Origin of the sequence: Belliella marina (genome assembly GCF_042682445.1) — a bacterium.
In the GTDB taxonomy this organism is placed as follows: domain Bacteria; phylum Bacteroidota; class Bacteroidia; order Cytophagales; family Cyclobacteriaceae; genus Belliella; species Belliella marina.
In genome coordinates, this window is the sequence record NZ_JBHUHR010000039.1 from 245,615 (window position 1) to 262,014 (window position 16,400).

Genomic DNA, 16,400 nt, shown 5'->3' on the forward strand with positions numbered 1-16,400 from the left:
AAGCAAGATTATTGGTTTTGTACCTGATATTATTGATATTAGATATTGATGGATATCTATACTGTTCTGGTATTGATTTTAAAATCTTGGTGTCTTGATGAACCTTAATTTTACCCATAAAAAAATTACTTTTTGCCAAATTATACATCCACAAAACATGATAGATATTTTTAAGCAAGAACTACGGTTTCTAAAATCTATGCCCCATACCAAAAGGATCAGGTATCACAGGGGAAATAAAGCAAAGAAAATTTGTGTGACCTTACTTTTTTATTTGTTGATAAAAATCGTGGTCGCACTTACAATTGGCTTACCCATATTAGCATTGTTTCCAAAAATAAGTGATGCATACATTTTAGATATTGATTTGGATTTTGAAGGTATATTCTTAATAGTATTGTTTGTCCCCTTAGTGGAAGAATTGGTATTTAGGTTACCACTCAAACTTTCCATTCTCCGATTCAATTTCTTCCTCTTCCTTATTTCGCTGGGTAGTTTTTTCATCCACATGTATGTTGGTTTCGGAATGCTATTGATATGGGCTCTATCATTGAATTTATTTTTCAGCAAAAAGTATTTCAAACTTATTAAAACAAAATGGTTACGATATAAGGTAGAGGTTTTTTACCTATTTACATTTCTTTTCGGATTGATGCATGCCGGAAATTTTGACCCTCAAATCCTCCCATGGTATGTTTTTCCCATAGTATTTCTCCCCCAATTGATCGGTGGATTTTTTACTGCCATTGTCAGGTTACGGTTTGGCTTTTTTTATGGGGTATTGTTACATTCCTTTTATAATGGAGCCATTACTTTGATAGAATTTATTACTGAATCCTAAGATTCTTTTCCTAATGCCAAAATCAATTTATATATTGAAACTTTCATAAACTTAAAACCAGAGCATGGATCCACAAATTGAAAAACAGATCTTGGGACAGGGTATGTCCTTGGAAAATGCACAAGAGCAGATCATCAATTTTAAAAATGGATTTCCTTTTTTGCCGATTGTTTCAGCAGCAAAAATTGGAGATGGAATCAAATTATTGAGTCAGGAAGAAATTGAAACTTTTCTGAATTCCTATCCATCGAAAGCCTCAAAAATTAAGGTGGTCAAATTCGTCCCTGCAAGTGGTGCAGCATCAAGAATGTTCAAAGACCTTTTCTCATTCCTTGATGGAGATGGAGATCTGGAAAAGAGTTCTTTTACCAAAAAATTCATCGATAATCTATCCGATTTTGCTTTCTATAATGACCTAGACGAAACGTTGAAACAAAGAGGTTCCAGTATTCTGCAAGCCCTCGAAGCTAGGGATTACAAAAGCATTGTCGGTGGGCTATTGAATGAAGATGGTTTGGCTTACGGTATTTTGCCCAAAGGTCTACTGAAATTCCATCATTATGAAGATCATGATAGAACTCCAACTTATGAACATTTCATCGAAGGGGTCATGTATGCCATTGGGAAAGACAACACAGTAAGACTACACTTTACCGTATCACCTGAACACGAGTCAAAATTCAAAGAGGAAGTTGCCAAAATCCAAAAACCATTGGAAGATAAATTCAATGTGAAATTTGATGTCAGCTATTCCCAACAAAAGAAATCCACCGATACCATTGCTGTAGACATGGACAACAGGCCATTTGTGGAAGAGGATGGATCGATTTTGTTCAGGCCTGCTGGTCATGGAGCTTTGTTGGAAAACCTCAATGATATAGAAGCTGATCTTATATTTATCAAAAACATCGACAATGTGGTTCCAGATAGATTCAAGGGGGAGACAAAGAACTATAAAATTGCCCTTGGGGGATTACTCTTGGAGATTCAGGAGCGGGTTTTTGAAGCTCTGGAAAAATTAGAAAATGATTATTCAGAAGAGAATATTGCTTTGGCTGAAACAGTACTTATCGATGACTTGGGAGGAAAGCTCTTGAAAGACTATGCCAATCTGGACACTGAAGGGAAAGTTCGGTATTTGTACCAAAAGCTGAACAGGCCAATCCGTGTATGTGGCATGGTCAAAAACACAGGAGAACCAGGCGGGGGACCCTTTTGGGTCAAGGATGATGATGGTTCCCTGTCATTACAAATCGCAGAGACTGCACAGATTGATCTGGATAAGGTCTTGCAAAAAGAAATCATGCAGTCATCAACACATTTCAATCCAGTGGATTTGGTATGTGCAACCAAAGACTACAAAGGCAAAAAATTTGATTTACTGGAATTCAGGGACATGAAAACAGGTTTTATAACCGGAAAATCAAAAAGCGGCAGAGATCTAAAAGCCCAAGAACTTCCCGGACTTTGGAATGGTGCAATGGCAGGTTGGAATACAATTTTCGTAGAAGTTCCCCTGATTACATTCAATCCTGTGAAAACTGTAAATGATCTGTTAAGAGACGAGCATCAATAAAAAGTTGATAAAGTCAGGAACAGCAAGTCAATTATTTTAGAACTAATTGACTTGCTGTTCCTAGTTATTTTTTATCAGTCGATCAGTTATTGGTCAACCAAATAATATAAGTAGTAAATTGTTGTTTTTAAGGTGAATAAGATAAACCAACTTTGGCATTAAATTCATTGGTTTGAAGCTAGATCTAGTTTATAAAAGGTCACAAAATCCTCTTCAACTTCAAAATAATCTTGATTTTTTAGCGCAAGGATTTCACCTTCATTATTGACTACAGATGACCATATTAATCCTTTTGGTAAAAGAATATCCTTTTGAACCAACTGATGGTCATTGTCAAATACAGCTGCATACCGAGGAATATTATATATGAAATCCATCCATTCAGTTCTATTTTCAGGATTATGGTTTCTTGAAATTTCTTCTTCTACACCTTTGGTGTAAATGACAATTACATCATTTTCTCTTCTATAGAGTTTTTCAATTTTACCAAAAATAATATTCCCTTTTTGCTCGTACCATTCTTGATAATCTTTCATTGGAACGCCGGGCATTGGAATGGCATCTTCAATATTCAGGTCTACCTCCTTTACAAACTCTATTTCTCCTTCATTTTCCTTGTAAACAAAATATTTCATCTCTGCAAGTAAAAAAACAATCCATTCCTTCCCAAACTTGATAATACTAGGAGGTATAGCATTATAAAATTGGCCTGTACTGTATACTGTATTCTCGGGGAATTCCATGGTGTTTCTAATCGTACCGGATATAGGATCAAAAACTTCTATCAGTGGACTTTTGTAATTACTTACCAATAAATCAGCAAGATCATCCCATGGAATCCCTTCAGAGCCAATACTTTCTCTTTCAGGTCGACTATAGGCATAATTTTCTCCAATTTTCTGTGCTGAAAAACTAAGTCCATTCAAATAAAAATAATTATCTGGAATGGGAATTTTATTTACAATCTCACCTTCGTTAGAAAATTGAATCAATCCACTATGCTGATCCATGATGGTAAACTTCCCTTCTAGAAAACCAATTCCTATTGCCCATTTGATGGCATTTGGACCTTCAGATGGTAATTTATATTTTTGGTGAAAATTTCCTAAATCATCAAAAAGCACATACTCATCATTGGAATTCCACCTTCCCAAATACAATCCATTATCAGAATTGTAACCATATATAAACAGATTGCCTAAGTAATCAACTTGAATGGAGTCAACTATTGCAATTTGGAATTCCGCTTCACTGTCCATGTTTGCCTTTTCAGTATTACAACATGCCAGGGTGATAAGACTAATTATGAGAAGAAAAGTTTTATTTTTCATTTAGGAAATGTACTTCACTTAGCTTGATAAAAAAACCTAAAAATTCTAAAATATACTTATCGACTTGCTAGGCAATAGACAAGATAAAAGATTTTATCTACGTTGTTGAAGACTTGATCAATGACAGGTCTCAATTGTTAATTTTACGTTAATTTAGGAAAAAAAGCATAAAATATTGGAGAGGATATTTTTTATATATTATTTCCTGTGTATATTTGATCTGCAAATATTAATTTTGTTATTTCGCAAATGACAAGGTAACCTAATTATAAATTTAGGTAAATCAGTTTTTACTTTTGCCAATTATTTCTTGCCAGCATAATAATTTTGATCTGGCAATATGAATGGTAAACAGTTTTTGAGTTTTAGAATGATTACCAAAGTCCCAACCCAGTATTTGAAGGGATTTCAAATATAAATCTTAAACAGTGATTAAAATGGCGCTGTTTGCTTTTCGGTCCTCAATTCGTAACTGAGGTTTTATTCCCGTTGTTGGATTTTTCATCTATGTCATAGATCGGAAAATGGGGTTTGGCTTTTTGGATACTGTTTATTTTAACTTGAAATTTTAAAACATCGACTATGGATGTTATTTACATGAACCAATTTTTAATGGAAGTTTTTGATTTTAGGAAGCAACATCCAAAATCGAAGATCAATCTGAAATTCAAATCATCGGGAAGTCCTGATTTGGATGATTTTATAGCTGAAAACAAACTAAAGACAGAAGAAATCATTTTCCTTTTGTTGGTTTTGATTCCATATATCAATCCTAATTTCCTGATCACCGTTTTCAAGGAATCATTTTCTCCAAATACTGACAATCCAATCATGGGTGGTGTCAAAGGCAAAGGGCATCGTGGCGTTTTGCCAAATGGCGAATTACTACTATACATTTTGGCAGGGGAAGATTTGGAAGCCAGGTTGAACTATTTTCCATTGTTGGACGAAAGCCACTTGTTTTTCAAAAAACATATCATCCAAATGATGAATTCAGCTTCCGAAGAGCCATTTACAGGTGAAGTATTGGCCATTAGCAAGGAGTATTTGGAACTTTTCATCCTTGGGAAAAAATACAAGCCTGTACTCAGCAGCAAGTTCCCAGCCCAATTGATAGAGACAAAATTGGATTGGTCAGATCTGGTACTTGGCAAAAATACAACCAGTCAAATCAAGGAAATACAAATTTGGCTCGAACACAATGAAACCCTCATCCAAGACAAGTCTTTTGGAAAAAAACTGAAAGCAGGCTATGTCTGTATGTTTTATGGACCATCAGGTACCGGCAAAACACTGACGGCTACGCTTTTGGGCAAGTATACCAATAAAGATGTGTATAGAATAGACCTTTCCCTAGTTGTCTCCAAGTACATTGGCGAAACAGAAAAAAACCTGTCCTTACTTTTTGATGAAGCTAAAGACAGAAATTGGATTCTATTTTTTGACGAGGCAGATTCGATTTTTGGCAAGCGGACCAACGTGAAGGATGCCCATGACAAATACGCCAACCAAGAAGTTTCTTACTTGCTGCAAAAAATCGAAAACCATAATGGCTTGGTGATCTTGGCTTCCAACTTCAAAGGGAATATTGATAGTGCATTTACCAGGAGATTTCAATCGATCATTGAATTCGAGATGCCAAAAGTACCCGAAAGATTAAGGCTTTGGCAAAGCAACCTACCAAGTGGGCTTCCTTTGGAAGATACGGAAGTATTGGAAGGCTTGGCAAAGAAATATGAGTTGAATGGTGCTAACATCATCAACATCATCCATTATGCAGGATTGCAATCCCTTGATCAGAAAAACAAGAAAATAAAGCTGGAAACACTCCTGCAAGGCATCAAAAGAGAATATAAAAAAGAAGGTAGGCTGATTTAATCCAAAAAAATGATTTACGAAACTTTACAAATATTGACTTCCGACTTAAGCAATGGTTTCCGGGAACTGACCGAGCAGGAAGGTATTGTAGAAATGAATCATTTGATTTCCCAAAATGAAGAGGGAAGTCCAGAGAAAGTAATTGTTTCGCTCCTGCACATGATGCAAGAAAGCACACTCAAAAACATACCAAACAATTTTCAGATTGGTAGCAGAACCCAGCAATTGAACAAAAAGGTGCCACTCAACCTATATGTTATCTTTTCCAGTAATTTCTCTGCCTATGACAATGCCCTGAAAAACCTATCATTCATCATAGAATACTTTCAGGCCAAGAATGTTTTCACCGATAAAAATGCCCATTTCAACAGAGAAGGTGAAGAAATGAAAAACCTGAGGGAGTTCAAATTTACTGTGGAATTGTTTACCCCGACTTTTGATGAGCTGAACCAAATCTGGGGTGCCAATGGTGGAAAGCAAATGCTTTCGGTTATTTACAAAGTAAGTGTGGTCCAGCTCGAAATGAGAATTCCCCAATCACAGACGGGTATTGTTACGGATATCATTATCAATTCGAAATTATAAATATGGGCAATACGTATACATATCGGACAATTTTTGATTTTAAGATCAGCCATAGTTATTTTTTGAATAGAGGTCAATCAATATTTGAAAATGCCTCTGAGGAAGAAAAAACTAAAAGGATGCAGGATTTTGATTGGAGGGAATTCATACGCCTCACTCCCACCCCAGAAACTGCGAAATTGCTCATTAACCATCGGTTGATTCTAAAAGAAAGCAGTCAAATACTTTCAGTGATAGGCAAGGTTGATCAAGATCAAAATGCATTGATTGGTATCTCGCAACATGAATTCTTTCAGTTCTATATTATCTGGAATGACCCTGATTTCATCAATTATACTCCATTGGAGGTTACTGGAAATAGTTACTTGTTCATCAGCAACCATCCGCTTTTGGATTATCTCCCGGATTTTGTTGATATAGACACCAAACCAATCAATGCAAATCATCTGGTCGATAAAAATGTACTGGCCAACAATATGAAAGACAGTGCGCCACTACCCAACAAATGTATCGGTGTAATCTCCATTGCTTCCAAATCTACATTTGACGACCTGAGCTTAATTGAAAACGACGGGACTTTGAAACCTAGTCAACATTTCACCATACATTTTGAAAACAGGTCCACCTACTGGAAATATATCTTGAAATCCGGTGAAGCTTTGATCACAGAAGAAATGCTTCCCTTGACCAAAAATGGCTTTATAACAATCACAGAGGATCATCTGACAAATATCTCTGATTATGAAACCATTTTCCCCAATCCCAACAGCGCAAAGTTTACTACCGAAGATGGCAAAACATACTCAGAAATATTTATAAACTATTAAAATCAATTCAAACATGGCAAGTACTTATAAAACACCAGGAGTCTATGTAAGGGAAATTTCCAAGTTTCCGCCTTCAGTGGCTCAAGTAGAAACGGCTATCCCTGCATTTATAGGATATACGAAAAAAGCTAAAAAAATCACCAATGATGATTTACTGAACAAGCCTACCCGGATTACTTCTGTGTTGGACTTTGTTTTGCTTTTTGGGGATGCACCAGAAGTCACGATCAATTCGGTTGACCTCAATGCGCTCAATCAAGTTACAGCGATTGATATTACTGACAAATACTATATGTATGAAGCCATCAGGTTGTTTTATGCCAATGGTGGTGGTCCTTGCTACATTGTCTCAGTAGGTAAATATGGGGATTCGATCCAAAATGGAGATGGCGTTAGCAGCCCAGGTTTTCTGAAAGGACTGGATGCGATCAGAAAGCAGGATGAGCCTACCATTCTTCTGGCTCCAGATGCGGCCATGATGAGCCAATCTAACATGAACTCATTGCACCAAGCCATGCTGAGGCAATGCAATGACCTACAAGACAGGGTTTGTGTTTTTGACCTAAAGGAAAATGCAGGGAAAGACTATTCTGAGATAGTCGAGGACTTTAGAAATGGAATTGGGATGAATCACCTGAAATATGGTGCAGCCTATACACCTTGGATAAAAGCCAACCTGCCAAGGGAAGTGGACTACAAAAACTTAAAAGGAAAAATAGAACAAGCAGGTTCTAATGTAGATTTGGCAGATTTGGTCAAAGACCCTTTGTCAAAAGCCACTGCAAATGCCTTGGATAACCTTGTCGATGATCAAGACGATATCGACGATGCTTTGACTTCAATTCAAACCCTAGGTTTTCCTTCTGTTGAAGCAAGGTTCGAAAGCTTGGCAACGATACTAAGAAATGGACCAACAAGACCAAGGTTACAAAATTTATTGCAGTTTTATATCAACGTGATCGATACAGTCAGAGATACACTTGATATTGGAGATTTGGAGAATATCACATTAAAGCATAGAGGAAGCCCAAGCAGTCTGTTTGAAGTACTTACAGAAGACCTTGCAGGATCAGTCAATGCTGGATCTATTCATCAGGTGGTAGATGAAATCAGAAAAATGATCGCTGACAGTACCCCTGCCAATACTACTTTGGATAGCCCAGTTAGCGTTAGTTCTGCTTCTGGCTTGAATTTGGCCGATCCTTCTGCATCTACGACAAATTATTTTGGGACTGGGGCAAACGATGCCGAAAAAATCGCTCCGCATATCCCTGCAATCGCTGGATTTTGGCCTGTATTAAGATCGTCGGTAGAACTTATTCGGGAAACTGTTGACAATTTGATCAAAACAACCCAAGAAGCTGCAGTTGAATCCATTCCTGCCTTGAAAAATATTTTTGTAGCCATTGCAAATGAATACCTCACTTTGCCACCTAGCTCTGCGATAGCTGGGGTGTATGCATCTGTTGACAGTGACAGAGGGGTATGGAAAGCACCAGCCAATGTCTCCCTAAACAATGTAGTGGATGTCACGACCCTGATTGATAGACAGATCCAGGATGGGCTGAACATAGACACTGTTTCAGGCAAATCCATCAATGCCATCAGGCCATTTACAGGAAAAGGAATTATGGTATGGGGCGCAAGAACCCTCGCCGGAAACGACAATGAATGGAGGTATGTCCCTGTGAGAAGATTTTTCAACATGGCGGAAGAATCCATCAAGAAAGCTACTGAACAATTTGTTTTTGAACCAAATGATGCCAATACATGGGTAAAGGTGCGTGCGATGATAGAGAATTTTCTGATCCTACAATGGCGGGCCGGAGCACTAGCCGGTGCTACACCTGATGATGCATTTTATGTAAGGATAGGATTGGGCCAGACGATGACTGCAGAGGATATTCTCAATGGATATATGATTGTCGAGATCGGCATGGCTGTGGTAAGACCGGCAGAGTTTATCATATTGAATTTCTCCCACAAAATGCAGGAATCTTAATTATTAAAATCATTTAAACTATAATCAAATGAGCTATCCATTATCAAAGTTTCATTTCTCTGTTGAGTGGGGTGGAACAAAAATAGGTTTTACTGAAGTATCCGGATTGGATGTAGAAACAGAAGTCATAGAGTATAGACATGGGGCAAGTCCCGAATATGGGAAAATCAAAATGCCCGGCCTGAAAAAAGAGGCTAACATCACCTTGAAAAGAGGCACATTCGCCAGTGACAACGAGTACTTTGAATGGTACAAAACTATTTCGATGAATAAGGTTGATCGAAGGGATGTGACGATTTCATTGCTCAATGAATCCCATGAACCGGTAGTAGTCTGGAGGATAAAGAATGCCTGGCCAACCAAAATCCAGTCGACAGACCTCAAAGCCGATGGGAACGAAGTTGCTATCGAATCCATGGAATTGGTGCACGAAGGCTTATCTATCATCAACGACTAAACCATGACCTACTACCCTCCCGTTGGCTTCCATTTCAAGGTTGAATTCAATGGAATTTCTTCACAGGAATTCGATGTGCAATTTCAGACGGTATCCGGTCTTACTGCAGAATTGGAAACCGAGGAAATTGCCGAAGGTGGTGAAAATAGATTCAAACACACCCTACCTGTGAAAAGCAAATACAGCAATCTGATTTTGAAAAGAGGGATCGTCCTTGATTCAAAACTGATTGATTGGTGCAAGAAAGCCATTGAGGATTTTGAGTTCAGCCCGGTAGACCTTACCATCAACCTGCTCAATGAAGAACACCAACCTCTGTTGAGCTGGTCGGTCGTCAATGCCATTCCGGTCAAATGGGAAGTGGATGAATTGAATGCCATGGATAGTAAGATCATGATGGAGTCATTGGAATTGAAATACAATTATTTTAAAGTAATCAAATCATAGGTATATGCCAATTGAGATCAAGGAACTTCACATAAAGGTCCATGTCGCTTCAGAAAGTAGCAACGGAAACACCAATCCAAGCAATTCAAAAGATGACATGATCCAAGAAGTCATAGAAACTGTATTGGAGACACTGGATCGTAAAAAGGAACGCTGATGGCTAACTCAGGTGCATTGAAGAAAATGTTTATCAAAGCATTTAGCGATGAAGAATTCAAAAATGAAGTAGAAGGTGGTACCTATACTGCACTTTTGAATCCTGAAGGCTATACTTTCAATTATACGACCGTCCAAAACGAAGACCAGGCCTCTGGCACAAGTGGAGCTGCCCCAAAATTCAATAAGATTCTACCACAAGAATTGGAATTTGAGTTCCTTTTTGACAGAACCGGAGCGATCAAAGACAGCCCTGCCAAAAATGAAGGCATCATAGATGATATCGAATTATTCAAAAAAGTAGCCTTCGATTACCAAGGTGATACACACAGGCCCAATTACCTTAAAATTGCCTGGGGCTCTTTGCTTTTCAAGGGGGTCTTGACCAGTTTGGATATCAATTTCAAGCTCTTCAAAGCCGACGGAACACCACTCAGGGCTGTAGCTAGTCTGAAGGTTACTGGATTTGTTGAGGACAATTTGCGGGTGGCATTAGAAAACAACCAATCACCTGACCTGACCCATTACAGGGAAGTGAAATTGGGAGACACGTTGCCTTTGATGAGCAATCGGATTTATGGTGATTCCAAATATTACCTCGAAGTGGCTAAAGCCAACAGCATCTTTGATTTTAGAAACCTGAAAGTAGGGACACAAATTTACTTCCCACCATTAGAAAAATTGACTAAATGAGCAATAGCGAAACCATAAACACAAGCAGAAGTGCTGATTTGGTCACTCAAACCATTTATATAGATGGTAGGGAGTTGTCTAATGTTTTTCATTTGCTCAATGTGGTGGTACACAAAGAAGTCAATCGAATCCCGATGGCAAAGCTTGTTTTTTCGGATGGAGATCCTTCTACGAGAGATTTTTCCTTGAGCAATATGGATGAACTGATGCCGGGCCAATCGATCGAAATTGCCGCTGGATACCATAGTGATGAAACAGTCATATTCAAGGGGATTATTATCAAGCATCAAATAAAGGTAAAAGGCACATCCTCCTATTTGATAGTGGAGTGTAAGGATCAGGCTGTAAAATTGACAGTTGGCAAGAAATCCAAAACCTATCATGATATAAAAGACAGTGAAGTCTTCGAACAGCTTCTTTCCGAAAGCCAAATTGATCATCAGGTCGAAGCTACAGCCTATACCCATAATAAGTTGGTCCAATACAATAGCACGAACTGGGATTTCATGGTATCAAGGGCTCAAGCTTGTGGGAAGCTTTGTTTTGTTTCCGACGGGGAAATAAAGATAGAAGCACCAAAACTCGACTCTGACATTATCCAAAAAGTGACCTTTGGAGCCACCATACTTGATTTTGATGCAGAAATGGACGCTAGGGATCAATTCAAAAAAGTGGTTGCACAGACTTGGGATGGTCCACGACAGGAAATCATTGAATCCGAAAAGGAGCTTGCAAACCTTTCGTTGCATGGGAATTTCAGTAATACCGATTTGGCAGATGCCATTGGCTTGGACAGCTTTGAACTGAAAAATGGAGGCAATATCTCAGATGAACTGCTTCAGGATTGGACAGAAGCTACGATGCTTTACCAATCTTTGGCAAAAGTCCGGGGAAGGGTGAAGTTCCAAGGCATCCCGGAAGTATTGCCAAACACCTGTATCGAACTTGAAGGCGTTGGTGATCGGTTTTCCGGACGGGCATGGGTCTCAGGTGTTTTTCATCAAATCAACGAAGGGAATTGGACTGTAGATGTGCAGTTTGGAATGAATCCAGAGTGGTTTTCAGAAATCTACAATATCAATGCCTCTCCGGCATCTGCCTTGATTCCGGCGATCAAAGGCCTGCAGATAGGCATTGTGAGCCAACTTGAAGATGACAATGGTGAAGATAGGATTCTTGTCAAGATCCCTATCATCAATTCATCGGATGAGGGTATTTGGTGTAGGGTCTCTTCCTTGGATGCTGGCGAAAGTCGCGGGGTCTTCTTTAGACCGGAAATCGGTGACGAGGTTGTAGTGGGCTTTTTGAATGAAGACCCCAACCAACCCATCGTGTTGGGTGGATTGCACAGCAGTGCAAAACCCGCTCCCATAACAGCAAAAGACGATAATCATGAAAAAGGGATTATTACCCGCAGTGAGTTGAAAATCACCTTCAATGATGATACAAAGACGATATGTATCGAAAGTCCGGGTGGTAAAAAGATTTCTTTGGATGAGGACGGCAGCCAAATTTCAATCGAAGATGAAAACAGTAACCAGATCATTTTGGATGCTGATGGCATACAAATCATATCCGGCAAAGACCTTAACATCAAAGCCTCCGGTGATATAGCTATAGAAGGGATGAATGTCACTGGGAAAGCGAGTGCACAAATCAAAGTCGAAGGAAGCGCTGGTGCGGAAATCAGCAGCAGTGCATCTACGGTAGTAAAAGGAAGTATAGTACAAATCAATTAAACAAGATTCAAATGGGAATGCCAGCAGCAAGAATCAATGATATGCATGTCTGTCCAATGGTAACAGGTACTGTCCCGCATGTGGGCGGCCCTATACTGCCACCCGGAGAACCGACAGTTTTGATCGGCGGAATGCCTGCCGCAAGGGTTGGTGATATGGCTACCTGTACAGGACCACCAGACAGCATTATTGCCGGATCAGCCACAGTAATGATTGGGGGGATGCCAGCAGCTAGATTGGGGGATAGCACTGCACATGGAGGATCCATTGTGCTTGGGGAATTCACAGTATTGATTGGTTAACCATGGAAAACAAAAAACCATTTCTGGGAAAAGGATGGTCATTCCCTCCTACTTTCAACCAAAAATCCGGTAGCATAAAAATGCTTTCCGGTGAAGAAGACATTGAAAGTAGCTTGGAGATATTGCTATCCACCAAACAAGGGGAACGCATCATGCACCCGAATTTCGGCTGCAACCTGGAAGAACTGCTTTTCAATCCCCTAGACAGAACCTTGATCACCTATATTTCTGATTTGATCAAAACGGCCATTTTGTATTACGAACCCAGAATAGATGTACAGAAAATCGAAATCTATGAAGATGATATCATCAATGGAAAAATCATCATTGAGGTCGAGTATATCATTAGAGCAACCAATTCCAGAAAGAACAAGGTTTTCCCTTATTACAAAGATGAGGGCATAGAAATCTAAATAAGGAAATGAGCAAAAGCGACGAAAAAATATTGAGCATTTTGAAACGAAATGGATCCAGTCAGGAAAGCCGTTTCAACAAAAGCCTTGATCCTTCCCAACTGCAATTGATGGAGTTTGGGGAAGAGGATTGGGTTTTGTTTGCCTATAATTTTGCCCAAAAACTTAAATTTTTCAACCTAAGCAACAAGGCTGAAGGAACTTGGGATGAGTTTTTCAAAGAATTGGATTTAGACGCTTCGCAGCTTTCTTTTGAAAACCAATTTGAACTCCAAAGTATTAAAGGTGAATTGGGAAATGTATTGACTGCCTATGGCAAAAACAGTGAGCTATCACCACATCTTACCTTGTTTATTTCCTTTCTCAGGGTTCTGGATATCACCAAGTCCAAATTCAATCTGTTGACTAAAAGGCATCTCGATTTTTACTATCGGGAAGTATTGCAGATGGACAAATTACCCCCTTCAGCAGATAGTGTATATGTGGTGTTGGAGCTTGCAAAAAATGCCCAAAATCAAAGAATTGAAACCCAAACCCTATTCAATGCAGGAAAAAATGAAAATGGAAGTCCTCTCTTATATTCCAATTCTGATGAAATCAGCATCAATACGATCAATGTAAAAGCCATCATGAACATTTTTCATGATCAGGCCAAGAATAAAGTCAGACAAAATATGCTTCTTGATCCAAATGATGGCGAAAGCCAAACTTTGGAAAACAAGGAAAGTTGGTGGCCATTTGGCCACTCTTTGGAAAATGATCCTCAAAGTACAGATGCTGAATTTGGTTTTGTCATCTCTTCAAATGTCCTATTAGCCAAAGAAGGAAGGCGAAAAATCACATTCGATTTCACCTTCGGAAACGACATTCCTTTTGGTAAGGATGAATTTAGAAAATTCACTTCAATCTACCTCAGTACTGCGAAAGAGTGGCTTGAGCTGGATGAAGTTTCCATTCAGGATATTAAAATCCAAAATGCCAAACTGATAGTAACTATCTTGTTGGATACTTCCCTTCCCCCCATAGAATATTTCAAGACGGAAGATCCTTCGTTCAACCTTGCCAACCCTTTTCCCTCTGCCAAATTTATGTCGCATATAGATGAGGATCAGGGATACCAGGTATTTGATTTCCTATCCAACAACAGCCTGCAAAAATTGAGGATAGACATAGATGTGTCAGAGGTGAAAAACATCAATTTGGAAAATGATCAAACGACGATCAATGCCCAAAAACCATTCTATCCTTTCTCCACAAGACCATTCAAAGGATCCAGCTTCAGCTTTTCATATCCAGAGGCATTTTCAAAAAACTGTTCTGAGGTTAAACTGAATTTTGAGTGGAAAAATACGCCTGATAGTTTTAAAGAGCATTATGAAACCTATATTCTTGAAGCAAAGAAAAACATTTCATCCAATTATCTGATTGAATTACAAAGCTTCAGCTATTTGCAGAATGCCGAAATCATCGGAAAACTCAAGGAAAACCTAAGTATCGGAGAAAATGTAGTGCTAAGGGCATCAAAAGAAAGTAACCCACCAGCGCGAAAAGCAACAACCAGCCAAACTTCGGCACAATCAACCTCTCCAATCGTGAGTGGTGATGATTATTTCAGGTATAAATCAGAATTGCTCCTCAATGGTATCAAAATAAAAAACCTGAATACTGTAAACAACAGGGTATTTGAAGAAGAGAATGACACTTTCAAATTCAAATTCCAAGTCAACAATCAAATCAATCAAGTCCCTACAGCAAGTATAAGGGTCAATCTGCAACAATCCTTCCTGCACGATATCTACCCAAAAATCTACGCAATGGTTCTTACCTCTGAGAAAGACGACAAGATTCTGCCCAATGAGCCCTACACTCCGTTGGCAGCTGATCTATCCCTTTCCTACAAAGGATCTGTGGAATTTGGCCAGAACAATGAAAGCAATAGAATCATACACTTACATCCCTTTGGCTTTGGTAGGCAAGACAACCCGAGCCTAATCAGCCGACAATATGAAAAAGATGGATACTTGTATATAGGACTGGAAAAAACCAACCCAAATGACATCGTGTCCCTATTGTTCCAATTTGCCGATGGTACAGAAAATCCACTGTCTGTAGATGGTGAGCCGATCAAATGGTCTATTTTGAAGGGAAACACTTGGGAAGTGATACCAAAAGCTTCAATCCTTCTCAATGAAACCTTGAATTTCCTAAGGTCTGGTATTGTCAAAATTCAATTGCCACCATCAATTGATACGAATAATACTGTATTTCCTGAGGGGTTAGCATGGATTCGGGTGAAATTGGATGGAAAATATGATGCTGTCTGCCAATGCATCAATATCCACGCCCAAGCGCTCAGGTTGGAGGCAAGAGACGCTTCCCTTGCGACACATTTGCCTGGCCAATTGCCCGCTGATACGATTTCTAAATTGGAAAGGCGTATTTCCCAAATCAAATCTGTCGCACAGCCCTACCCTAGTTTTGGTGGAAAAGGCAAGGAAACTGACCTGAATTATTATAGGAGGGTTTCTGAAAGATTACGTCACAAAAATCGGGCGGTTACCCAGTGGGATTATGAACACTTGATTTTGGAGGAATTTCCTGAACTTATTTCTGTCAAGTGCCTCAACCATACCAACTCTATATCATTCAATGCTCCTGGGCATGTTACTCTGGTGGTCGTACCACAAGTCCGGCAGATAAATCCCGATACCTTGGTATACCCAAGGGTAAGTAGCGCAAAACTCGAAGAGATCAAGGATTACATATCTTCTTACATAAGTCCTTCCATAGAGGTGCATGTGATCAATCCCGAATATGAGTTTCTGCAGATTCAGGTGGATATACAGGTGGTAACAGGGTTGGATTTCAATTTTTATCAAAACCAATTGAAAAAGGACATAACCAATTTCCTCTCTCCATGGGCATTTCAAGAACAGACCCTTTTGAATTTCAATAAAGAATTTCACAAAAGTCAGATTGTATATTTTATTGAAAATCTGCATTATATAGATTACATATCAAAGCTTGAGTTGAGATTGGATAAAACCCCAATCCAGAACAAAGTAATTCCGACTTCGCCGAAAAACATCATCGTCAGCGACCAAATCCATATTGTAAACCTTGCCAAAAACCAATGTGCTAAAGCATAACCCT

At 39.0% G+C, this 16,400-nt stretch carries 15 protein-coding genes; 14 read left to right on the forward strand and 1 reads right to left on the reverse strand.

Annotated elements, in window-relative coordinates:
• Positions 1-157 precede the first annotated feature (157 nt).
• Together ACFSKL_RS14970 and ACFSKL_RS14975 are read left to right on the forward strand one after the other, a co-directional pair.
• Positions 158-841, forward strand: a complete 684-nt coding sequence (locus ACFSKL_RS14970; protein WP_376887123.1) for a hypothetical protein — start codon at positions 158-160, stop codon at positions 839-841.
• Positions 842-905: 64 nt separating this feature from the next.
• Positions 906-2,417: a DUF4301 family protein gene (locus tag ACFSKL_RS14975; protein ID WP_376887124.1), complete on the forward strand. Its 1,512-nt coding sequence runs from the start codon at positions 906-908 to the stop codon at positions 2,415-2,417.
• Positions 2,418-2,581: 164 nt separating this feature from the next.
• Here ACFSKL_RS14975 and ACFSKL_RS14980 read toward each other — a convergent pair whose 3' ends face one another.
• Positions 2,582-3,676: a hypothetical protein gene (locus tag ACFSKL_RS14980; RefSeq protein WP_376887125.1), complete on the reverse strand. Its 1,095-nt coding sequence runs from the start codon at positions 3,674-3,676 to the stop codon at positions 2,582-2,584.
• Between the two features lie 654 nt (positions 3,677-4,330).
• Between ACFSKL_RS14980 and ACFSKL_RS14985 the strand changes: the two genes are divergently transcribed.
• The 12 genes from ACFSKL_RS14985 to ACFSKL_RS15040 all read left to right on the forward strand — a co-directional run bounded on the left by ACFSKL_RS14985 (position 4,331) and on the right by ACFSKL_RS15040 (position 16,396).
• Positions 4,331-5,626 (forward strand): ATP-binding protein, encoded by a 1,296-nt coding sequence (locus ACFSKL_RS14985; protein WP_376887126.1) that lies wholly within the window; start codon positions 4,331-4,333, stop codon positions 5,624-5,626.
• Positions 5,627-5,635: 9 nt separating this feature from the next.
• Complete coding sequence (locus tag ACFSKL_RS14990) at positions 5,636-6,211, forward strand: Pvc16 family protein (protein ID WP_376887127.1); 576 nt, start codon at positions 5,636-5,638, stop codon at positions 6,209-6,211.
• 62 nt (positions 6,212-6,273) lie between these two features.
• On the forward strand, positions 6,274-7,038 hold the full coding sequence (locus ACFSKL_RS14995; RefSeq protein ID WP_376887128.1) for a hypothetical protein: 765 nt from the start codon (positions 6,274-6,276) through the stop codon (positions 7,036-7,038).
• 13 nt (positions 7,039-7,051) lie between these two features.
• A complete protein-coding gene (locus tag ACFSKL_RS15000; RefSeq protein WP_376887129.1) occupies positions 7,052-9,040 on the forward strand; it encodes a phage tail sheath family protein in 1,989 nt (662 codons plus the stop codon).
• Between the two features lie 28 nt (positions 9,041-9,068).
• Complete coding sequence (locus ACFSKL_RS15005; RefSeq protein WP_376887130.1) at positions 9,069-9,497, forward strand: phage tail protein; 429 nt, start codon at positions 9,069-9,071, stop codon at positions 9,495-9,497.
• A gap of 3 nt (positions 9,498-9,500) precedes the next feature.
• Positions 9,501-9,944 (forward strand): phage tail protein, encoded by a 444-nt coding sequence (locus tag ACFSKL_RS15010; protein ID WP_376887131.1) that lies wholly within the window; start codon positions 9,501-9,503, stop codon positions 9,942-9,944.
• 4 nt (positions 9,945-9,948) lie between these two features.
• The gene (locus tag ACFSKL_RS15015) at positions 9,949-10,101 is read left to right on the forward strand and encodes a DUF5908 family protein (RefSeq protein WP_376887132.1); all 153 of its coding nucleotides are present in this window, start codon (positions 9,949-9,951) and stop codon (positions 10,099-10,101) included.
• A complete protein-coding gene (locus ACFSKL_RS15020; RefSeq protein ID WP_376887133.1) occupies positions 10,101-10,793 on the forward strand; it encodes a CIS tube protein in 693 nt (230 codons plus the stop codon). The genes ACFSKL_RS15015 and ACFSKL_RS15020 overlap by 1 nt, the downstream gene beginning before the upstream one ends.
• The gene (vgrG, locus tag ACFSKL_RS15025) at positions 10,790-12,532 is read left to right on the forward strand and encodes a type VI secretion system tip protein VgrG (RefSeq protein WP_376887134.1); all 1,743 of its coding nucleotides are present in this window, start codon (positions 10,790-10,792) and stop codon (positions 12,530-12,532) included. Before ACFSKL_RS15020 ends, vgrG begins: the two co-directional genes overlap by 4 nt.
• 11 nt (positions 12,533-12,543) lie before the next feature.
• On the forward strand, positions 12,544-12,834 hold the full coding sequence (locus ACFSKL_RS15030) for a PAAR domain-containing protein (protein WP_376887135.1): 291 nt from the start codon (positions 12,544-12,546) through the stop codon (positions 12,832-12,834).
• 2 nt (positions 12,835-12,836) lie between these two features.
• Complete coding sequence (locus ACFSKL_RS15035) at positions 12,837-13,247, forward strand: GPW/gp25 family protein (protein WP_376887136.1); 411 nt, start codon at positions 12,837-12,839, stop codon at positions 13,245-13,247.
• A gap of 8 nt (positions 13,248-13,255) precedes the next feature.
• Complete coding sequence (locus tag ACFSKL_RS15040; protein WP_376887137.1) at positions 13,256-16,396, forward strand: baseplate J/gp47 family protein; 3,141 nt, start codon at positions 13,256-13,258, stop codon at positions 16,394-16,396.
• Positions 16,397-16,400 lie beyond the last annotated feature (4 nt).